Here is a 19,936-nt window from a genome sequence, read left to right as displayed (position 1 = left end):
TTCCATGCCCCCGACATAAAAAACACATTATTCATTTAACATGAATTGCGGATTCAGCTAAAGTCCATGTCATGCTACCTTAGGTTCTTTCAATGTGAGAATGATGAGGAACCCGAGAACAAGCAATATCCCAAAGAAACCGAAGGCAATATCATAATTCCCTGTCGCATCCAGAATTGCTCCTACTATCATTGGAGCAAAAAATCCCCCTAGGTTTCCACCACTATTTACCGTAGCAATCGCCACTGGAAAGGTTTCCCTGGTTGTAAGTCCCATAGGATAGGCAGTAAATGCCGGCCACCCGATATTGAGGAAGAATCCAGCCAGAGCTAGACTTATTGCTACAACCGCTCCATTGTCTGGAATATTTATCACAACAAGCATCATGATCGCTGTAGCGATTGCTGTAATCAACATGGTTGGTTTACGCCTATTGAGAAAAACTTTATCTGATATGATCCCTCCTAAAATAGCACCAACCAATCCGCCAACTGCAGGAGTGGCCGCAACAAACCCCATTTGCATAAAGGAATAGCCCTTGGCATTAACCAGATACATCGGGACCCAAGTTAACATGCCATACAAAACACTATTCATTAAGAAGTAAGTAAATGTATTACCCATGATATTCCAAGAGGTGAAAATGCTTTTGTAGGTACTTAATGGCTCCACCTTCTTGTAACGAATCACTTTATCAATCCATCCAAGTGATTTTTCTTCCTGTACTACCGATTCCATTATGGGAGCCTCTTCATGGCGGATATATTCCAATTCGGCTTTGGATACTTTGGTACTTTCTTCCGGTTTTGTCCTAACCAAAAAGTACCAAATGATGGCTATGATGATACCTGGAACCGCAAACCAGAAAAACACATAACGCCAGCCTAATGAAACAGCGATTGCCGTGGTCACGATTGGTACAAATATCGGAGCAAGCTGTGTAGAAGCAATATAAACACCAGTTGCAGTCGCTTTTTCTTTAGCTGGGAACCAGTTATTTATCGTTGTAGACATACTGACAGGAACTGGTCCTTCAGCCAGACCCAGAGCTAAACGGAGCAAAATCAGCATTGCCGCACCTGAGACAGTCCCCAGAAGGAAAGTGACTATGGAAAATGCAATAGCTGCGATGGCTACAATGCTGCGAGTCCCTCTTTTACTGAGTAAAAAACCAGCTGGAATTTGTGATACAGCATAGCCTAAGAAAAAGAAACTTGAGATTGCACCTGCCTGAAAGTTACTAAGAACAAAGTCTTCTTGAATAAACGGCAGCAGCACACCTATATTTGCGCGATCCGCATAACAGACAATATACAGAATGAATATGATCAAGAGGACTATCCAACGGTAGTTGGATTTATTCTTCGTGCGAAATTCAGATTCAGGTAAAGCCATTGTCTTGCCTCCCCCAAATTTCATTTATTAAAATACACAGCAGATGCGCAACCTGATGTAAGGGCTTACAAAATTCTACACTATTTCTTCAAGAGAGTTTTTCTCTCGTCTGGATTTGGAACTTAGAGCAAAGAACATCTGCAACGATGGATATAATTGCTTGAATACCTCATATAGTTCCTCATATTGGCTTAATACAGCAGTATTTGGTTCTATAGTGCAAACAGTGCGATTTCTGACTGCCTTTGCTGCTTCTTCCAAAGATGAATAGTAACCGATTGATGAACCAGCAATTAAACATGTTCCTAAGACTGCCGTTTCGGATATATCCTTCAGATGGATTTTTTTATTCAGGATGTTTGATTTAATACCAGCCCATTCCTTATTTTTTGCTCCCCCACCGATAGATGGGAAGCTTTCCACATGAAGCTGATAGTTTGTTTCGATAATTTCATAAATCTGTTTGAGCCCGAAAGCACATCCTTCTAATATAGCTCTGAACATATCAGCTTTGGAAGTATTTAAATTGATTCCCGCAAATACTCCTCTTGCGTCGAAATTCCAGATAGGCGATCGTTCTCCCTGCATGTACGGCAGAAAGAATACTCCGCCTGCACCAATATGAGATTGCTTGCATAAGTTTTCAAGAATATCCTTGGAATACCCTTCCGGCTTTAAGAATTGTTCATAAAACCACTGAATGCATGCACCTGGAAATGACATCGCGCCGTGGGAGAGCCAGCGGTGTTTCATTACATGGCATCTGTTTAAAAAACGATTATCCAAGTTGTCAGGATTATCGGTACAAACAGTCAGCACATTCGAAGTCCCTACCGATTCAAACATGTCATTGATCCCGACACCGAGTGCAACAGTGGAGCAAGCAGTGTCCGCAGCTCCGGCAAATACTGGTATGCCCTCTATACCAATCTCTTCAAGAGCCAAATTGCCGACAATGGAAGCTGGATCAACCACTGATGGAAGTTTTTCCCTATCTATGCCTACTTTCATTATAATGTCCAAAGACCACTCATAATTTTTCAAATCGTACATTCCTGTAAAAGAGCTTTGAGTCCAATCCATGACAAAACTGCCGGTCAGCTTATTCAAGATAAACGTGGATAGGTTTCCCCATTTATACATCTGATCATAGAGATCTGGATGATTATTCTTAAACCAAAGAAGAGTCGTAATTGTAAACATTCCTGGCTCCATTCGGTTTTTCGACACTTCGAATATCCGGTCCTCACCGATAACATCTTTCACCCAGCTGGATTCAAACTTGCTACGCTGGTCAAAGTACATTATCCCTTGTGATAAAGGCTCTCCTTCTTCATTCAAAAAAACAGAACAATTACAAAAAGTAGAAAGAGAGATTGCATCTACGGCACCTAACCGCTCTACCTGACTCCAGACCTTTAAAAATAACGACTTTGTCTTCCGCCAAACATCCTCTAAATCTATTTCGGCCAAACCATGGGCAGGGAAAAGAAGGGAGTAAGGCTGATATTCCAAGCAGCCTAATATTCCTTCCCTATCCATTGCCCCAACTTTGATTCCACTGGTCCCTATATCAATACCAATAATATGAGACATTTTTGTCACCGTCCATTATACATTTAATGGTGAATTAACTAATTCCTCATAAAGCTCCACTGTTTCTTTCACTGTACCCTTATTATGGATGATATGTTTGAACGCCCGGACTACAGCCGTGGGATTAGGGTTATTCCAGACTATCCTGCCAAATGTTATACCAGTACCGCCGGCATCCATTACATCATAAACCATCTGGAAATAATCCTCTATATTGCTGCCATTATCTCCGCCAGCCACTACAACCTTCCCAGGAGTGGAAGCAACGACCTTATGGAATGTTTCCGGGTTGCCAGTATACTTTGTTTTTACAATATCCACACCTAGCTCTGCGCCTGCACGAACTGCATAGGCAACATGTTTCCAATCATTCTTCTCGCTGTCTGGAATTTGGTTTCCTCTCGGATAGATATGCGCTATCATCGGAAGACCATGCTTGGCTGCCTGCCCAGCGATAATACCCAGATTACGGAGCTGTTCTGGCTGATCACCGCCTCCAACAATGCATCCCATAGAAACAGCATCTGCTCCTAAACGAACCACTTCTTCCACTTCCGTTACCCATGTATCATAGTTCGGCTGCCATGGCGAAAAAGTAGAGCATTTTAAGATCATACCTGTTTTTCCTGCATGTGATCGGAAACACATATCCGCAATTCCTTTATGCATAGTCATTGCATCCGGTCCACCTGCTACAATTTCATCTATCTTTCGCTGGATTGGCATAAGCTCCTCGAATATTCCACGTGCCAAAGCCTGATCGACAGCTACAGCCAATAGTTTCCCAGACTCGCGGTTAATAAGGCGGTTCATCCGGATTTCCTTACCTAACAATGTCATAATAAGCACTCCTCTTTCTTATAATTTGTTATTGGGTAATAACCGTTTTCATGCCAGATCCATTCCGCACATCCAAGATAGCCTGTTCTATATTCTCCAATTTATAGCCGGTTGTTGTTATCACTGCTGTGTTAATGCTTCCAGATGAAATGAGGGATAGCGCCTCATGGTAATCAGCTCTAGTCAAAGCGGATGTTCCGTTAATTGTAATTTCATTATAATGAATTACATTCGGATCTACTTCGGATAGTACACCTTTTGTAAATCCTGCAAAAAGGTTTAAAGTACCGCCTTTTTTCAATAAACCTATACCCGTGTTCACTAGTGCAGGTACCCCTATAGCCATGATGACCACATCTGCACCTAAAGTATCTGTCTCCCTTGATACAACATCTTTCAATGATTCCTGATTGGGATCTATTGCATATTTAGCCCCGGCAGCCAATCCTTTTTCCCTGCGATGTTCAATAGGTTCACTCAGTATCACTGATTTGGCACCTGATAATTTTGCCAGCTGTACATGCATCAGACCGATGGGACCGCCCCCCATGACAACCACGACATCCCCCATTTTCACTTTCGCTTTTTTTTGGCCATTGATGCAACAAGCAAGAGGCTCCGTAACAACTGCTTCTTCAAATGTTATATGATCAGGGATTTTTACCAGATTGCCCGCACTTAAAGCTGCGTTTGGAATTTTTACATACTCTGCAAAACCGCCATCATACTCATAACCGATAGCCGTACGATTCGCACAAACATTTTCCCGCTTATTCAAGCAATAGTAACATCTTCTGCAGGGAATTACCGGCATAACACCAACCCGATCGCCTTTGGAAAATCCGGCTACAGAGGCCCCGACCTCTTCAATCGTACCGACGAGTTCGTGACCAATTACAGATGGGGTTCTCACACCCTTCGTTTTCTTCCCTTCGAAGATCCTGACATCTGTCCCACATACAGCGCTTGCATTGACCCTAAGAAGAACTTCATTCTCTTCTATGTCTGGCTTGATGACGTCTTCCACTTTCAACCTTCCTGGTCCATGAAAAATCGCAGCCTTCATTGTGCCAGTCTCCTTCAATTTGAAAAGTTTTAAGCGATGAAGATTATTTTCTCCATAAAATATTATAAAATAAAGAAAAAAATATTCATGATGACGTTATTTTCCCCATTGAACAAGTATATTCAAGCTTTACGTATCATACATCTCCTTCCTATTATTCTGATAACGCTTTCTTTTTTCTGTAATTTATTCAATGTCTTATCAATCTGACTTGAGTTCATAATATCATGGGTGGTAATTTCCTTCAAGTTACTTTCTGAAAAAATAAAATATTTTTTCATGAATATTATATTCCCTGGTATGAATGCTCATCCTATAACAGTATCTGTTTCACGTATATAGAAAAAAGCTGTTAATTCCGAATCAACAGCTTTTTCTTATAGTCCTTTCATATCAGTGATTTGCATGCAACGTAAGCGTGACAGAAAGATAATGTTCTATCGGACTCCTTAACCATTGACCGAGTCATTTTTCCCCTTGACCAGCTTCAACGTTGCCACAATCATAAAACTCACTATCACTAATAAAAGCCATGAACTCACCTTCCCCAGATGGACGAGACTCCATGCATCAGCTTGGTTCGGATATTCCCAAGCGCCAAAGAAGGTGGCGATATTCTCGGCAATCCAGATGAAAAAACCGATGAGTACAAAGGAAAGCGCGAGTGGCATTCGATAACGGGTTCCTCCGATTTCATAGGTTACCCATGATTGCCAAAAAACAACGAGCACCAATCCGGATAATATCCAGCGAATGTCCATCCAATAATGATGGGTGAAGAAATTCAAGTAAATCGCAGATGCCAGCGGTACAACGGCCAGAAACGGCGGCCAATCAACAAGATCAACCCTAAGCCTTCTCCATGCCTGGCAAAGATAACTCGCGACACTGGCGTACATGAATCCGCTATACAATGGAACGCCGAAGAATTTGGAATAGCCTTCTTCAGGATAAGACCAGGAACCCATATGTACCTTGAATAATTCAAGCGCAAGACCGATTAGGTGGAATACCGTAATTACCTTTAGTTCATCCCTTGTTTCAAGACCGGAACGTAACATCAGCATTTGCATCAGAAGACAGATGATAAGCAGCCAGTCATAACGCGGCAGAAAGGGCAGCGAAATAACTTGAGTCAGAGCCAAAGAAGCAAAAATCACGACCGGAAACAAACAGGATAATGCCTGCTCCCAGCCAAAACGGACGAGCTGTGTTAATGCTTCCAGCATTCTGGGAGCTAACTTTCGCTTTTGGAATGCAGGTAATCCCTGTCCAGCATAGTAAGTCAGGTTGCGTTTTTTATCCATAGCCCTATCCCTCCGATATTTTCTTCTGCTTCCTTCTATTTCACTATTACCTTACACTTCATCAGTTCGGTATTCGAGGATATCCCCAGGCTGACAATCCAGAGCCTTACAAATGGCATCCAACGTTGATACTCGAATTGCCTTTGCCTTTCCGTTTTTCAATATGGACAGATTCGCCATGGTTATGCCGACCTTTTCCGAAAGCTCTGTTACACTCATTTTTCTTTTAGCCAGCATTACATCGATATTGATTATAATAGCCATATTGTTCACCTCAGATCGTCAAGTCATTTTCAGATTTTATATCGATGGCATTTTTCAGAAGCTTTTGCAGGACAGCAGCAAAAATCGCTACTACTAACGGTGCAAAGATAAGCGCCATTCCTACCAAAATAAGACCTGGGGCATCGTCTCTCTCGGCCACGATATAAATTAGCGGAAGAAGGATGACGTAAACGATACTTATGGTTGCAGCGCAGAGCTTAATATTCTTTAATGCCTTCACAGACAAATCAGAGAAAGCTACATTCTTATCGATATAACCAAGCAGGCGGAAAGACTGATAAAGGGCTAGAAAGTATGCCAATGCCGTTATATACAATCCAACCAAAGCAAAATATTTTAAAAATGCTACTTCCGGATAATAATCGGCTGAACCAAGAGCAATCGGCGGAATCACAAAAATACATAATGCAATCACCGGCAATGCCATCAGAAAAACAGCTGCCTTTAAAAAAAGTGTTTCTTTTTTCATATTAAGCACCTCATTTCATTTCTAAAAATCATTTTAATACATCATTTATCGTTTTACAATAAATAATTATTAAATAAGGATATTTTTTTACTGATTCACTCAAATAAAAAAGCATCCCACCAGGAATGCTTGAACTGTTCATCACTTTCTGATTATCATTTGGGTTAGGTAACGAAACGTTTTCCACTTTAGTAGTATAAAAAAACGGAGTCCGTCTTTTCAGACATGACTCCGTTCGTTGCATTAACCGATGGAACCTTCCATTTCGAACTTGATCAGGCGGTTCATTTCAACGGCATATTCCATTGGAAGTTCTTTCGTGAATGGCTCGATGAAGCCCATTACGATCATTTCTGTTGCTTCTTCTTCAGAGATACCACGGCTCATCAAGTAGAACAATTGCTCTTCGGATACTTTGGAAACTTTCGCTTCGTGTTCCAAGGAGATGTTCTCGTTGAAGATCTCGTTGTAAGGAATCGTATCGGAAGTGGATTTGTTATCCAGGATCAGCGTATCACACTCGATGTTGGAGCGTGCCCCGTCCGCTTTCTTACCGAAGTGGACGATTCCGCGATACGTTACTTTACCACCTTGTTTGGAGATGGATTTGGAAACGATCGTTGAAGAAGTGTTTGGTGCCAAGTGGTGCATTTTTGCACCGGCATCCTGATGCTGGCCTTTACCAGCCAAGGCGATGGACAATGTCATACCGCGGGCGCCTTCACCTTTCAGGATCACAGCAGGGTATTTCATTGTAAGCTTGGAACCGATGTTGCCATCGACCCATTCCATCGTACCGTTCGCATCGACTGTCGCACGTTTTGTAACCAGGTTGTAAACGTTGTTAGCCCAGTTCTGGATTGTTGTGTAACGGCAGTAAGCATCTTTTGCAACAAAGATCTCAACAACCGCACTGTGCAAGGAATTCGTTGTATACACCGGAGCTGTACATCCCTCGACATAGTGAATGGATGCGCCCTCATCAACGATGATAAGTGTACGCTCGAACTGCCCCATATTCTCGGAGTTGATCCGGAAATATGCTTGCAATGGAATATCTGTCTTGACGCCCTTCGGCACATAGATGAAGGAGCCCCCGGACCATACCGCAGAGTTCAATGCAGCGAATTTGTTATCCGATGCCGGAATCAATTTACCGAAATACTCACGGAAAAGATCCTCATTCTCTTTAAGTGCAGTATCCGTATCCTTGAATACGATACCCATTTCTTCCAATTCCTCTTTGAGGTTGTGATAAACAACTTCTGATTCGTATTGTGCGGAAACACCGGCAAGGTATTTCTGCTCGGCTTCCGGAATACCGAGTTTATCAAATGTGTTTTTGATTTCTTCCGGTACCTCATCCCATGAACGCTCGGATCGCTCGGATGGTTTCACGTAATAAGTGATTTCATCGAAGTCAAGCTCAGCAAGATCTCCGCCCCACTGCGGCATCGGCTTCTTATAGAATTGCTCCAAGGATTTAAGACGGAAGTCAAGCATCCATTGTGGTTCTTCTTTCATCTTAGAGATTTCTTCAACGATTCTAGGTGTAAGGCCTTTTTCCGTACGGAAAATGGAAACATCACGATCACTGAAGCCATACCGGTAATCTCCAATTTCAGGCGCTTTTTTAGCCATGGTAAAACCTCCTTATGGAATTACATCTATTTCACACGTGACAGTGTTCAAGTATTATTTCTTTTCGACGCCTTGCTCCATCGCCTTCCAAGCGAGTGTCGCACATTTGATGCGTGCCGGGAACTTTGCGACTCCCTGCAGTGCTTCCACATCGCCAAGCTCCAGATCACCTGGGTCGATTTCTTTCCCCAGCATCATATCGGAGAATAGCTGCGACATACGGAGCGCCTCTTCGATGGACTTGCCTTTGATGGCCTGGGTCATCATGGAAGCAGAGGACATGCTGATGGAACAGCCCTCCCCTTCGAATCTCGCATCCTTCACCTTGCCATCCTCCACCTGAAGCTGCAGCTGGATACGGTCTCCGCAAGTCGGGTTATTCATGTCGACCACTAATGCGTCCCCTTCCAGCTTACCACGATTCCGCGGATGTTTATAGTGATCCATGATCACTTGCCGGTAGAGTGTATCAAGGTTATCAAAAGACATTTCCGAAAAACTCCTTCGTTTTTGTCAGTCCGCTGACAAGTTTGTCGATATCGTCCTCGGTATTGTATACATACATGCTTGCCCGGGCAGTGGCTGTTACATCCAGCCAGCGCATGAGCGGCTGGGCACAATGATGCCCGGCACGCACAGCGATACCTTCCGTATCGAGTGCAGTCGCCGTATCATGCGGGTGGACCCCATCGATATTGAATGTGACGACCGCGGAGCGTTTATCGGCGGATGGACCATAGATGGTCAGTCCCTCGATTTCGCTCATGCGCTCCATCGCATATGCTGTCAGCTTCCGATCATGGGCAACAATCTGATCCATCCCTATTTCATCGAGAAAATCGATTGCCGCTCCAAGACCGATTGCACCGGCAATGATCGGGGTACCGCCCTCGAATTTCCAAGGGAGCTCCTTCCACGTTGAATCATAAAGGTGGACAAAGTCGATCATTTCGCCGCCGAATTCAACTGGTTCCATATTGTCCAGCAGTTCCTGCTTGCCGTAAAGGACTCCGATCCCTGTCGGTCCGCACATCTTATGGCCGCTGAAGCAATAGAAATCGCAATCGATGTCCTGCACATCCACCTTCAAGTGCGGTGCACCCTGGGCACCGTCCACGAGGACGACAGCATTCTGCCGATGGGCAAGTCCGACGATTTCTTTTATCGGATTGATGGTTCCCAGTACATTGGAGACATGTGTCAAAGCAACGATCTTCGTCTGCGGGCCGATCGATTTTTTCACATCTTCCATATTCAAGGTACCATCTTCGTTCAGTTCAAAATATTTCAATGTTGCTCCGGTCGCTTTGACCGCCTGCTGCCACGGGATGATATTACTATGGTGTTCCATTGGTGTGATGATCACTTCATCACCAGGCTCCAGATTCGCACGGGCATAACTATGGGCAACCGTATTGATCGCCGTCGTCGTACCGCGCGTGAAAATCACTTCCTTGGTGCTTCTGGCATGGATGAATTGCTGCACCTTTTCCCTGGCACCTTCATATTTATCCGTAGCCCGGGTTCCCAGCGTGTGCACACCGCGATGCACATTGCTGTTATCATTCCGGTAATAGGCATCCACAGCTTCCAATACCTTTATCGGTTTATGGGAAGTTGCAGAGGAATCCAAGTAGACCAGCGGATGTCCGTTGACTTCCTGATTCAGGATCGGGAACTGTTCACGGATAGAGCGGGCATCCATTAGTTTACTTTCCCTTCGATTACCTGTGTCAGCTGATTTTTGACTGTTTCGATAGGCAGCTGATTGACTACAGGTGCAAGGAATCCATGGATGATCAAACGTTCTGCTTCATGCTTGGTGATTCCGCGGCTCATCAAGTAATAAAGCTGAAGCGGATCGACACGGCCCACAGAAGCTGCGTGTCCGGCGATTACATCATCTTCATCAATCAAAAGGATCGGGTTTGCATCACCGCGCGCACCTTGGCTGAGCATCAAGACGCGAGTTTCTTGGTTGGCGTCTGCTTTGCTGGCACCATGTTCGATTTTTCCGATACCGTTGAATACCGAGCTGGCCTGATCCTTCATGACACCATGGGACAAGATGTTACCGACGGAGTTCTTGCCGAAGTGGATGATGTTTGTCGTGAAGTTCTGGATTTGTTTTCCGCGGCCGACAACTACGCTCTTCGCATCGGATGCAGAGTTATCACCGATCAAGTGTGTGACATGCTCACTGATTGTATTACCGTCGTTCATTTGGCCGATCGCCCAGTCGATGCGGGCATCGCGGTAAGCGACACCGCGGCGTTTCGCATATACAGTCGTACCTGCTGCATAGTTGTCCACCGCTCCATAGGAAACAACGGCATTGTCTGCTGCAATGACTTCCGTAACGACATTCGCAAATGTCGCCTGGTCGGCATTATGGGAAATGCTGTTTTCCACGTATGTCACGGAGCTGTTGGCTTCCGCAACAATCAGGATGTGATTGAAGGATGCCACTTTATCATCTTCCTGCCAGAAGATTGTCTGAAGCGGCTCATCCACTGTGACATTCTTCGGAACATAGATGAACACACCGCCATTCATCAGTGCTGCATGCAAAGCAGTCAGACGGTTTTCATCGATGCTCACAGCGTCCTTCATGTAATAACGCTTCAGCAAGTCAGGATGCTGCTGCAGGGCAGTGAAGATATCCGTGAAGATGACTCCTTGCTCGCTCCATTTTTCGTTAAGGGCAAGATATGCAGCACTATTATTGCGCTGGATGTAAAGATTCGGGGCATTGTCTGCATCGATCAGTGCCGCAACGCTTGCAGGCAAGCTGCTCAATGAGCTGATTTTCTCCCCTTCCACTTCATGCACGTATGTGTCGAAATCCCAGTTCTTGATCCCAGTTTTATCGGGCTTTGGCATGTCCAAAGATTCCGATTGGGAAAGAGCTTGCTGACGAAGTTCCTTCATCCATTCAGGCTCATTGCGGGAACTGGAAAAACGGCTGATATATTCATCATTATATGGTTGCTTCGTTTCAACAGTCATAAGATCCCTCCTCCAGTTTACGCGTTAATAGTTTCGTCTTCGATGTTCAGCTCTTTTTTGATCCAATCGTAACCTTCCGCTTCCAGGCGCTGGGAAAGCTCGGATCCGCCGGATTTCACGACGCGGCCTTGCATCATGACGTGTACGAAGTCAGGCTCGATGTAGTTCAGCAAACGCTGATAGTGGGTAATGATCAAGCAACCGAAGTTCTCGTCACGCAATCTGTTGATACCTTTTGCAACCACTTTCAGTGCGTCGATATCAAGACCGGAATCGATCTCGTCAAGGATACCGATTTCAGCTTTCATCATAAGAAGCTGAAGGATTTCATTACGCTTTTTCTCACCGCCGGAGAAACCTTCGTTCAAGTAACGCTGTGCCATGTTCTTATCCATTTCAAGGAATTCCATCGCTTCATCCATTTCCTTGATGAATTTCATCAATGGGATCTCGTCGCCTTCTTCGCGGCGGGCATTGATGGAAGAACGAAGGAAGTCGGCATTTGTAACACCGCTGATTTCACTAGGATACTGCATAGCAAGGAATAGACCGGCACGGGCGCGCTCGTCCACTTCCATTTCCAGGACATCTTCACCGTTCAACGTGATGCTTCCGCTAGTCACTTCGTATTTCGGATGTCCCATGATTGCGGATGCCAATGTGGATTTACCTGTACCGTTAGGTCCCATTACCGCATGGAATTCCCCGCTCTTTATCGTAAGGTTCACACCTTTAAGAATTTCCTTATCTTCAATCGAAACATGTAGGTCTTTGATCTCTAGAACTGAACCTGCCATTTATTACCCCTCCGATAGCTGCTATTTTATAAATTTCGATAACGTTATTTAAACACATTATCAATTTATTCTCATTATAATCTTAAAGCATTATTCGACCATTATCAACTTTTTTACTAGATAAAAACACAGTTTTAACATGGCCTTCCCCTATTGTATCACACTTCGATTTCCAGCCAAAAACAATGCCTTTGCTGAGAATACCAGCAAAGGCATGAGAATGCTATTTCTTATTCATCTACAGGGAGGATGGAGCCATCGTATTTCTCTTCGATGAATTGTTTGATTTCATCGGAGTGAAGTACATCCATCAATTTTTGCAAAGCCTCATTGTCTTTGTCTTCCGCACGTGCGGCAATGATGTTCGCATACGGGGAATCCGTTCCTTCCAGGATCAAGGCGTCCTCGGAAGGTTTCAGTCCTGCCTGCAATGCGTAGTTTGTATTGATGACAACCAATGCATCTTCTTCGGATTCATACGTATCCGGCAGGAATGCAGGATCTACTTCCATGCTGAACTTCAAGTTTTTCGGGTTTTCTGCGATATCATCAAACGTTGCATCGACAGGATCGACACCATCTTTGATTTTGATGAGGCCTTCCTTCTGGAAGATGGAAAGGACACGTCCCTGCTCTGCTACGTTACGGCCCATGAGCACTTCTGTACCATCTTTGATATCGTCGACATTCTTGATGTTTTTGGAGTAGACACCCATTGGTTCCAAGTGAACGCCGCCAAGGCTGATCAAATCATATCCAGTATCCTTATTGGAAGTCTCCAAGTAAGGGATGTGCTGGAAGTAGTTGGCATCCAGGTCGCCACTTGCCAAATCATCGTTCGGAAGGACATAATCCTGATACTCTTCAATCTCGAGATTGATTCCCTCTTTTTCCAAGAGTGGTTTTGCTTCTTCAAGAATTTCTGCATGCGGTGTGCTGGAAGCACCCACTTTTATTGTCGTTTCTTCATCGCCCGAACCGCTGCCGGAAGATCCGCAAGCTGCCAGGAACACCATGAATACTGCTGATAAAATGACTAATAATGCCTTTTTCAAATGGATCCCTCTCCTTTATCGTTTATCTAGTTTATTTGATATCAAATCTCCAATGAATTGGAAGACGAAAACCACGATGACAATCAATAGCGTACAGATGAATACGACATCGAATTGGCGGCGCTGGAAGCCGTAGAAGTAAGCGAAGTCGCCTAATCCGCCTGCACCGATGACGCCCGCCACTGCTGTGGATCCGATAAGGGCGATTGCCGTTACGGTAATACCCGAGACAAGTGCCGGCATGGACTCTTTCAGCAGAACTTTGAACATGATCGTACTATTCTTTGCCCCCATTGCCTTGGCAGCCTCGACTACTCCATTGTCCACTTCTTTCAATGCGATCTCGACTAACCTTGCATAGAATGGTGCAGATCCGATGATCAGCGCCGGCAATGCTGCCTCCGGACCGCGGATCGTACCGACGATGAAATCGGTGAATGGGAACAGCAGCAAGATTAGGATGATGAACGGGATCGCACGGAATATATTGACGACCGCTGCCACAATCCAATAAACGACTTTATTCTCCCACAGTTTTCCCTTACTGGTCAGATAAAGCAAAAGACCAAGGATGATTCCGATGATGAAAGTACCGATCAAGGAAAGAATCGTCATATAGAATGTCTCATAGATGGCGGTATTCAAATCTGCTATATCTACATTCGGAAACCATTTCTCAAACAAGTTCCTGCACCTCCACTTTCACATTCGCCCCGCGGATGAAGTCAAGTGCCTTCTCCACTTCCGCTTCACTGCCCACAAGCTGCAGGAACAGGCTGCCGACTGCGCCGGTTTGTGTCTGCAGTACATTCCCCTGCAGGATATTGATGTCCACATCAAATTGCTTCGCGGTCTGGCTGACAACTGTCTGATTGACATTGTCCCCTGAGAAGGAAAGCTTCACGATCGTGCCTGAACCTTCTTTCATCGCAGCCGCCGATAAGGATTCATATTGCTCGCTTCCATCCAATTGCTGGACGAAACGCTTCGTGATCGCTTGCTGCGGATTTTGGAACACTTCCGCTGCATCACCCTTCTCCACGATCCTGCCGGTATCCATTACGGCAACACGATGGCAGATTTTACGGATGACATTCATTTCATGCGTGATCATGACGATCGTCAAACCGAGACGTTTGTTGATGTCCACCAGCAGATCGAGGATGCTGTCTGTCGTTTCCGGATCCAATGCAGATGTCGCTTCATCACACAGCAGTACTTTCGGATCGTTCGCCAGTGCTCTCGCAATGCCGACACGCTGCTTCTGACCGCCGCTTAATTGGGATGGGTAAGCATTTTCGCGTCCTTTCAGACCGACAAGCTCAATCAATCGATCAACCTTCGCTTTTCTTTCTTTTTTCGGTACGCCCGCTATTTCCAGTGGAAAAGCGATGTTTTGGTGCACCGTACGGGACCATAGCAGATTGAAGTGCTGGAAGATCATCCCGATTTCCTGTCTGGCAAGCCGGAGTTCGTTTTTCCGCTGTTTTACAATATCCTTGCCATTGATGATTATTTCACCGGCTGTCGGTTCTTCCAGACGGTTCAGCAAGCGCACGAAGGTACTTTTACCAGCACCGCTGTACCCGATCACACCAAAGATTTCACCCGACTCGATCGTCAAGTCAAGCTGATCAACCGCTGTAATATTCTGTTTTTTCGTACGATATATTTTGGAGAGGTTCTTGATGGTAATCAATATCCGCTCCTCCTTCCCCATGTTGCTCTGCAAACATAAAAAACATAAAAAAGCGTCTTTTTGTCATGAGAACAAAAAGACGCTTTTGGTTGCGAAAATTGTTCTCTCATCTGTACAGGTTTCCCTGCAGGAATTGGCACCATACAGGAAAACCTGTGGTTGCCGGGCTTCATCGGGCCAGTCCCTCCGCCACTCTTGATAAGAGTTTTATATATGATTGCTAAAAAGGAGTTTAGCACTAGTACAAAGTTCTGTCAACATATATTACAAACTGCCACGGGCTCCAAGGAACAAAAGCGCTTCCATAAGAAGGATATGCTGATAATCCCCTTCCACTACCTGCCTGTCGCATAAACTGCGAAGCTGCACTTGGCCCGCAAGAAGCTGATGAAGTGTGCGCTCATCCGTACGGATATACAGAAATCCATAAGGCTTCGTGGCCGGCGTCGTCAGACTGCTCCTATCAATATGCAAATCGAAATGATCATCTTCCCATTCTATAAAGACCTTCAGCCGTTTGTCATTGCATAAAGGCAGCAGATCCTCCCTTGCCTCGATTTGCCGTTTGAGCTTTTCCATTTCTTCCATGATCATCCTTCATCCCCCCTGCTTTGTATTTGGCTCCGTGCCCTCCGAATTCCTGCAAGAAAAAACAGCTTTCCAATTGGAAAGCTGTTTTATTCACCCAGCGTTTTTGCCAGCATATGCTGGACAGAATGAAACGCATATATTTTCTCCTGAACTTCCCCTTGTTCAAAGACAATCAGACAAGGTACGCTCTCAATCCGATATTCCTGCATGAAATCCGGAAATAGGGAGGCGTTCAGTTTATGATAATATTCCTGGCCCGTCAAAGTCTCCACTGTCAGGAGCATTTTCTCGGCAAGCTGGCATGTGCCGCAGAACGGTGTATGCACAAATATCCTTGCCTGTTCCTGCCGAATGACTTCCCGGACCTCTTTTTCGATGACGTTGATAATTCATCCCTTCTTTCATCAGGCGAGGAAGAATGGATGCACCATGATACTTCGGCTAAGCAGGGCCGTGGCCAATTCAGGTGCCGGGGTCGCCGCTACCTCTCGATAGGTTCTGTCTACGTAAATATGCTGGGCATGCGGAAGCTCTCTGGCAAGCTGTTTCCTCAGCTTATGTCCGGCGCTGTCCTCATCCACCATGATATATACTTGCTTGTGATCCAAGTCATAGTCATACAAAAGCTGTTCCAGCCGCTCGATGCCCAATGTTCCATTGGTGCAGATGATCGTCACTTCCTCATCGATGATCTTCTTTATCTGCTCTTTATCCGAGCGTCCTTCCACAATAATGACCTTTTCTTCATCACCCATACTGGCATCACCTATTCTGATCGATATTTGATTGCTTCCTTGCCCGTGCTCCGAATAAAGGCAGCTTAGCAATGACGCTTGCCATAGTATATGAAAAGAAACCGCTGCCCTTGCCAACAAGGGCAGCAAAAATTAATCCTCTTTGATTCTTCCTTCGTAATCCTCTACCGAAAGCAGGCTTTCATAAGCTGCTTCATCGTCTGCTTCCACCACGATCATCCATGCCTTCTCGTATGGGGATTCATTTACAAATTCGGGGCTGTCGTCCAAGTCTTCGTTCACAGCCACGACTTTACCGCTGATCGGAGCATACAGCTCGGATACTGTTTTGACAGATTCGACGCTGCCGAATGGCTCGTCCGCTTTCAATTCATCACCAACGGATGGCAGTTCCACGAATACGATATCCCCGAGTTCATCCTGGGCGAAGTCGGTTATGCCGATCCGGTACTGATTGCCTTCTTCTTTTTTGATCCATTCATGTTCTTCCGTGTAACGTAGATCTTTCGGTAAGTTGCTCATTTTTATTCCTCCACCTATTTTCTACAAGAATAGCTAACATATTTACTATAAGAGGTAATAGATAAAATTACCACCGATTCAGCTTAATTCGCGGCAGTCACACTCTCGTACATTTCCGGCTTGAAACCGACAGCAGCCGCATCCTCCCCTATCAAAAGCGGACGCTTGATCAGCATACCGTTTTCAGACAGCCATGCCTTGAGCTGGGCGTCATCGGCACCTTTGATTTTCTCCTTATAGCCGCCCTCGCGATAGACTTTCCCGCTCGTATTGAACAGTTTGGTAAGCGGCAGGCCGCTTTTGTCCGCTGCTTCCTGCAGCACTTCAGGACTTGGCGGAGTCTCGACGATATGTATTGCTTCATACGATATCCCATTCGCATCCAGCCATTTTTTTGCGTTTTTGCATGTGCTGCAATTCGGGTACCAATAAAATCGGAACATGTAATCCCCTTCCTTTCATACTGTTATTTTAGCATAGTCCTATGCAACATTTGCACAGAATAAACGAATGGATCCCGGGCACGATAGAAAGGAAAAAGGAGGGATCCCATGCCAGCAGGAAATACACACGATGTCATGCTGCAGCCGCCGGAGATGATTTCCGAAAAGGACTTGCTGTACTTGGCCGATATGCTCAATTGGAATCTGAATGCCGCCAAGAAAGCACAGCATGCTGCCAGGGAAGTACAGCTTACAGATGCCCAGGAAGCCTTGCATACTGTCGGCCAGATGCACCAGCGCCATTATGACATGCTACTGGAGCATTTGAAGACGAAACCGCTCAATTAAGGAAGGAGGGAGCACCATGCCAGAGAACCAGAAGATACAGAATCCGCAAACGACTGTACCGACGACGCAGGATATGAATGACCGGGATCATGTGACTGATTTGCTTGCAACCGAAAAGTATATGACAGCTTCGTATAGTACTGCACTTAATGAAATGAGCAATCAATCGCTTTATGAAACAGCGGCTCGCATTTTCAAGGAAGCACAGGATGCCCAGCGCAATCTGTATAACTTGATGTTCCAGCACGGCTGGTACAGCCTGGAACAAGCCGCGCAGCAAAAGGTGGATCAAGCCTATCAGCAATTCAGCAAGACACGCCAGGAACTTCCTTATACATGAGACAGATGGACAATCAGCTGCTGGTTGTCCTCTTTCATTGAACCTAAAAAATTATTGACGGACGGAGTTCCATCCTGTAATATACTTGCATGTGCAACTATTTGAAGGGAGCAAATCATGAGCAGGACACAGGACGAGTTGGGATTGATTTTATCCAGGACTTACCTATCCTTGAAACGGGAGACCTCCCGCATGCTCCAGCAGTTCGAACTGACACCCGAGCAATTCTCCCTGATAGCGGAATTGGACAAGCAGGATGATATCACACAAAAAGAGCTTGCCGAACTGACAGAGAGAGAACAGACGACGGTGACGAAGATCATTGATAAGCTCGCCAAGAAGAACCTGGTGATACGAGGTCATGATCCGCATGATCGCAGGGCGATCCGCTTGCAGATCACGGGTGAAGGCCGGGAGCTGGTCCAGCTTATCAAACCAAGGATAGAAGAAGTCGAAAAACATGCATACAATGGTTTCCAACAAAGTGAAATTGAATTGCTGCATACTCTGATTCACAGACTGCATCAGAATTTGCAGTGATTTTTTTAACTAAATACATGCACATGCAACTAGTATAGATTGGAGTTTTTAATTTGCGTTTACAACCTTTACGGGAAATGTTCAAGATCCCGAATACGAAAGTCGGCATCGCTTTTGCCATCATTGTCCCATTACTCTTTTCCATCATTTGGCTGACAGGCTATCATGATGCAACCAACCATCTGGATCGCCTGCAAGCTGCCATAGTCAATGAGGACGGCACCCAGGCCGATGCATTGGCCGATCGAATGATCGACAGCCTGCCATTCGATGCAGAGCTTGCTTCCTATGACGATGCGCAAGAACAGCTTGATCAAAATGATATTGCGATGCTGATTGTCATTCCAGAGGCGTTCACGGAAAGCTTGGCCAAGCAGGGTGATACATCCTTACAGTTTTACATGAATAGTTCCAATTCCCAAGTCGCGCTGTCGATAGCCGAAAATGCAGCCAGACAAATGACGGCTTCCATCGCAGGATCCAATGTACAAGCAGAAATCATCAAAGAAAATCCGATCGGTAACTTTGCCACTTCCATGGTTCCGATGATTCTCGGCTTCATTGTATTCATTGCTTTCATGACAATGAATATCCAAATGAACATCGTCACGCAAATCGTGAACCGCAAGTTCGGTAAATGGCAAGTCTTTTGGAACAAACAGCTTCTTTTACTGATCGTCGGTCTTGTCGTTACGACAATCATCGTTACGATTCACTACTTTGCAAATGATACCGCCGCTTCTTATATGCAGCTATGGGGCTACGAGCTGCTTGTCGTGTTTGCCTGCATCAGCTTCACCCAAATGAGCTTCGCTATTTTCGGCAATGCCGGCGCCCTGTTCAATGTTGCGATGATTCCGTTCCAGCTGATGGCAGCAGGGAATATCATCCCGACAGATCTATTGTCTCCTGTGTTCCGTGCGATAGGAGCAGCACTGCCAGCTTCCAATGGCGTACAGGGCTTCAGTCAGCTCATCTACGCAGGCCAAAGTGTACCTTCGACAATCCTTCATCTTGGATTGATATTGATCATCACCTTCCTGCTTTCATGCCTTGCATTGGCACTGAAGAAACAGCAGCCAGTTCAATTCGTCAAAAAAGACGAGCCAGCTTCAGCAGTATGAACGAAAACCTCCGCTAATTCGTGCGGAGGTTTTTTATCTGTTAGGACATTTTCTTTCATCACCACTCCAATGCATCTATCAGACAAGAAAAAAATCGCTCCATGTGGCATGAAA

24 protein-coding genes and 1 riboswitch are annotated in these 19,936 nt (G+C 45.3%); of the genes, 4 read left to right on the top strand and 20 right to left on the bottom strand.

Annotated elements, in window-relative coordinates; genetic code table 11:
* Window positions 1-69 precede the first annotated feature (69 nt).
* The 20 genes from MHI54_RS13795 to MHI54_RS13700 all read right to left on the bottom strand — a co-directional run bounded on the left by MHI54_RS13795 (window position 70) and on the right by MHI54_RS13700 (window position 17,470).
* Window positions 70-1,395, bottom strand: a complete 1,326-nt coding sequence (locus MHI54_RS13795) for an MFS transporter (protein ID WP_095215918.1) — start codon at window positions 1,393-1,395, stop codon at window positions 70-72.
* 75 nt (window positions 1,396-1,470) lie between these two features.
* On the bottom strand, window positions 1,471-2,991 hold the full coding sequence (locus MHI54_RS13790) for an FGGY family carbohydrate kinase (RefSeq protein ID WP_095215917.1): 1,521 nt from the start codon (window positions 2,989-2,991) through the stop codon (window positions 1,471-1,473).
* 15 nt (window positions 2,992-3,006) lie between these two features.
* A complete protein-coding gene (locus MHI54_RS13785; protein ID WP_095215916.1) occupies window positions 3,007-3,831 on the bottom strand; it encodes a 2-amino-3,7-dideoxy-D-threo-hept-6-ulosonate synthase in 825 nt (274 codons plus the stop codon).
* Window positions 3,832-3,859: 28 nt separating this feature from the next.
* A complete protein-coding gene (locus MHI54_RS13780; protein WP_095215915.1) occupies window positions 3,860-4,897 on the bottom strand; it encodes a zinc-dependent dehydrogenase in 1,038 nt (345 codons plus the stop codon).
* Window positions 4,898-5,346: 449 nt separating this feature from the next.
* Window positions 5,347-6,123 carry a DUF817 domain-containing protein gene (locus MHI54_RS13775; protein ID WP_095215991.1) on the bottom strand — a complete coding sequence of 259 codons (777 nt, stop codon included), beginning with the start codon at window positions 6,121-6,123 and terminating at the stop codon, window positions 5,347-5,349.
* A 132-nt stretch (window positions 6,124-6,255) separates the two neighbouring features.
* Window positions 6,256-6,468: a helix-turn-helix transcriptional regulator gene (locus tag MHI54_RS13770; RefSeq protein ID WP_095215914.1), complete on the bottom strand. Its 213-nt coding sequence runs from the start codon at window positions 6,466-6,468 to the stop codon at window positions 6,256-6,258.
* 10 nt (window positions 6,469-6,478) lie between these two features.
* Window positions 6,479-6,958 carry a DUF2975 domain-containing protein gene (locus tag MHI54_RS13765; RefSeq protein WP_095215913.1) on the bottom strand — a complete coding sequence of 160 codons (480 nt, stop codon included), beginning with the start codon at window positions 6,956-6,958 and terminating at the stop codon, window positions 6,479-6,481.
* A 243-nt stretch (window positions 6,959-7,201) separates the two neighbouring features.
* The gene (sufB, locus tag MHI54_RS13760; protein ID WP_095215912.1) at window positions 7,202-8,599 is read right to left on the bottom strand and encodes a Fe-S cluster assembly protein SufB; all 1,398 of its coding nucleotides are present in this window, start codon (window positions 8,597-8,599) and stop codon (window positions 7,202-7,204) included.
* 54 nt (window positions 8,600-8,653) lie between these two features.
* A complete protein-coding gene (gene sufU / locus MHI54_RS13755; protein WP_095215911.1) occupies window positions 8,654-9,088 on the bottom strand; it encodes a Fe-S cluster assembly sulfur transfer protein SufU in 435 nt (144 codons plus the stop codon).
* Entirely contained in the window at window positions 9,078-10,304 is a 1,227-nt protein-coding gene (locus tag MHI54_RS13750; protein WP_095215910.1) for a cysteine desulfurase, read from the bottom strand. Before MHI54_RS13750 ends, sufU begins: the two co-directional genes overlap by 11 nt.
* Window positions 10,304-11,608: a Fe-S cluster assembly protein SufD gene (gene sufD / locus MHI54_RS13745; protein ID WP_340081901.1), complete on the bottom strand. Its 1,305-nt coding sequence runs from the start codon at window positions 11,606-11,608 to the stop codon at window positions 10,304-10,306. Before sufD ends, MHI54_RS13750 begins: the two co-directional genes overlap by 1 nt.
* A 17-nt stretch (window positions 11,609-11,625) precedes the next feature.
* Window positions 11,626-12,405, bottom strand: coding sequence for a Fe-S cluster assembly ATPase SufC (gene sufC / locus MHI54_RS13740; protein ID WP_095215908.1), 780 nt, complete (start codon window positions 12,403-12,405; stop codon window positions 11,626-11,628).
* 230 nt (window positions 12,406-12,635) lie between these two features.
* A complete protein-coding gene (locus tag MHI54_RS13735) occupies window positions 12,636-13,460 on the bottom strand; it encodes a MetQ/NlpA family ABC transporter substrate-binding protein (protein ID WP_198946043.1) in 825 nt (274 codons plus the stop codon).
* Between the two features lie 15 nt (window positions 13,461-13,475).
* Window positions 13,476-14,144: a methionine ABC transporter permease gene (locus MHI54_RS13730; RefSeq protein ID WP_198946042.1), complete on the bottom strand. Its 669-nt coding sequence runs from the start codon at window positions 14,142-14,144 to the stop codon at window positions 13,476-13,478.
* The gene (locus MHI54_RS13725) at window positions 14,137-15,159 is read right to left on the bottom strand and encodes a methionine ABC transporter ATP-binding protein (protein WP_095215907.1); all 1,023 of its coding nucleotides are present in this window, start codon (window positions 15,157-15,159) and stop codon (window positions 14,137-14,139) included. Before MHI54_RS13725 ends, MHI54_RS13730 begins: the two co-directional genes overlap by 8 nt.
* Before the next feature lie 103 nt (window positions 15,160-15,262).
* Window positions 15,263-15,364, bottom strand: a riboswitch (SAM riboswitch).
* A gap of 59 nt (window positions 15,365-15,423) precedes the next feature.
* Window positions 15,424-15,753 (bottom strand): hypothetical protein, encoded by a 330-nt coding sequence (locus tag MHI54_RS13720; RefSeq protein ID WP_340081900.1) that lies wholly within the window; start codon window positions 15,751-15,753, stop codon window positions 15,424-15,426.
* An 83-nt stretch (window positions 15,754-15,836) separates the two neighbouring features.
* A complete protein-coding gene (locus MHI54_RS13715; protein WP_340082954.1) occupies window positions 15,837-16,127 on the bottom strand; it encodes a thioredoxin family protein in 291 nt (96 codons plus the stop codon).
* Window positions 16,128-16,154: 27 nt separating this feature from the next.
* The gene (locus tag MHI54_RS13710; RefSeq protein ID WP_095215904.1) at window positions 16,155-16,505 is read right to left on the bottom strand and encodes a toprim domain-containing protein; all 351 of its coding nucleotides are present in this window, start codon (window positions 16,503-16,505) and stop codon (window positions 16,155-16,157) included.
* 132 nt (window positions 16,506-16,637) lie between these two features.
* Window positions 16,638-17,027: a glycine cleavage system protein GcvH gene (gene gcvH, locus MHI54_RS13705; protein ID WP_340081899.1), complete on the bottom strand. Its 390-nt coding sequence runs from the start codon at window positions 17,025-17,027 to the stop codon at window positions 16,638-16,640.
* 83 nt (window positions 17,028-17,110) lie between these two features.
* Window positions 17,111-17,470: an arsenate reductase family protein gene (locus MHI54_RS13700; RefSeq protein WP_340081898.1), complete on the bottom strand. Its 360-nt coding sequence runs from the start codon at window positions 17,468-17,470 to the stop codon at window positions 17,111-17,113.
* Window positions 17,471-17,578: 108 nt separating this feature from the next.
* Between MHI54_RS13700 and MHI54_RS13695 the strand changes: the two genes are divergently transcribed.
* The 4 genes from MHI54_RS13695 (at window position 17,579) to MHI54_RS13680 (ending at window position 19,822) form a co-directional block, all read left to right on the top strand.
* Entirely contained in the window at window positions 17,579-17,818 is a 240-nt protein-coding gene (locus MHI54_RS13695) for a hypothetical protein (RefSeq protein ID WP_095215901.1), read from the top strand.
* 16 nt (window positions 17,819-17,834) lie between these two features.
* Window positions 17,835-18,158 (top strand): spore coat protein, encoded by a 324-nt coding sequence (locus tag MHI54_RS13690; protein WP_340081897.1) that lies wholly within the window; start codon window positions 17,835-17,837, stop codon window positions 18,156-18,158.
* A gap of 117 nt (window positions 18,159-18,275) precedes the next feature.
* On the top strand, window positions 18,276-18,698 hold the full coding sequence (locus MHI54_RS13685) for a MarR family transcriptional regulator (RefSeq protein WP_095215899.1): 423 nt from the start codon (window positions 18,276-18,278) through the stop codon (window positions 18,696-18,698).
* A 53-nt stretch (window positions 18,699-18,751) separates the two neighbouring features.
* Window positions 18,752-19,822 carry an ABC transporter permease gene (locus tag MHI54_RS13680; protein WP_233135014.1) on the top strand — a complete coding sequence of 357 codons (1,071 nt, stop codon included), beginning with the start codon at window positions 18,752-18,754 and terminating at the stop codon, window positions 19,820-19,822.
* Window positions 19,823-19,936 lie beyond the last annotated feature (114 nt).

It is taken from the genome of Terribacillus sp. FSL K6-0262, assembly GCF_037977385.1.
Lineage (GTDB): Bacteria > Bacillota > Bacilli > Bacillales > Amphibacillaceae > Terribacillus.
The sequence above is the reverse complement of the archived record's forward strand: the minus strand, read 5'-3'. Positions and strand labels throughout refer to the sequence as shown.

Coding starts and splice junctions, on each gene's coding strand:
- MHI54_RS13795 (WP_095215918.1), bottom strand. CDS start 1,395: ATGGCTTTACCTGAATCTGAATTTCGCACGAAGAATAAATCCAACTAC.
- MHI54_RS13790 (WP_095215917.1), bottom strand. CDS start 2,991: ATGTCTCATATTATTGGTATTGATATAGGGACCAGTGGAATCAAAGTT.
- MHI54_RS13785 (WP_095215916.1), bottom strand. CDS start 3,831: ATGACATTGTTAGGTAAGGAAATCCGGATGAACCGCCTTATTAACCGC.
- MHI54_RS13780 (WP_095215915.1), bottom strand. CDS start 4,897: ATGAAGGCTGCGATTTTTCATGGACCAGGAAGGTTGAAAGTGGAAGAC.
- MHI54_RS13770 (WP_095215914.1), bottom strand. CDS start 6,468: ATGGCTATTATAATCAATATCGATGTAATGCTGGCTAAAAGAAAAATG.
- MHI54_RS13765 (WP_095215913.1), bottom strand. CDS start 6,958: ATGAAAAAAGAAACACTTTTTTTAAAGGCAGCTGTTTTTCTGATGGCA.
- sufB (WP_095215912.1), bottom strand. CDS start 8,599: ATGGCTAAAAAAGCGCCTGAAATTGGAGATTACCGGTATGGCTTCAGT.
- sufU (WP_095215911.1), bottom strand. CDS start 9,088: ATGTCTTTTGATAACCTTGATACACTCTACCGGCAAGTGATCATGGAT.
- MHI54_RS13750 (WP_095215910.1), bottom strand. CDS start 10,304: ATGGATGCCCGCTCTATCCGTGAACAGTTCCCGATCCTGAATCAGGAA.
- sufD (WP_340081901.1), bottom strand. CDS start 11,608: ATGACTGTTGAAACGAAGCAACCATATAATGATGAATATATCAGCCGT.
- sufC (WP_095215908.1), bottom strand. CDS start 12,405: ATGGCAGGTTCAGTTCTAGAGATCAAAGACCTACATGTTTCGATTGAA.
- MHI54_RS13720 (WP_340081900.1), bottom strand. CDS start 15,753: ATGATCATGGAAGAAATGGAAAAGCTCAAACGGCAAATCGAGGCAAGG.
- MHI54_RS13710 (WP_095215904.1), bottom strand. CDS start 16,505: ATGGGTGATGAAGAAAAGGTCATTATTGTGGAAGGACGCTCGGATAAA.
- gcvH (WP_340081899.1), bottom strand. CDS start 17,027: ATGAGCAACTTACCGAAAGATCTACGTTACACGGAAGAACATGAATGG.
- MHI54_RS13700 (WP_340081898.1), bottom strand. CDS start 17,470: ATGTTCCGATTTTATTGGTACCCGAATTGCAGCACATGCAAAAACGCA.
- MHI54_RS13695 (WP_095215901.1), top strand. CDS start 17,579: ATGCCAGCAGGAAATACACACGATGTCATGCTGCAGCCGCCGGAGATG.
- MHI54_RS13690 (WP_340081897.1), top strand. CDS start 17,835: ATGCCAGAGAACCAGAAGATACAGAATCCGCAAACGACTGTACCGACG.
- MHI54_RS13685 (WP_095215899.1), top strand. CDS start 18,276: ATGAGCAGGACACAGGACGAGTTGGGATTGATTTTATCCAGGACTTAC.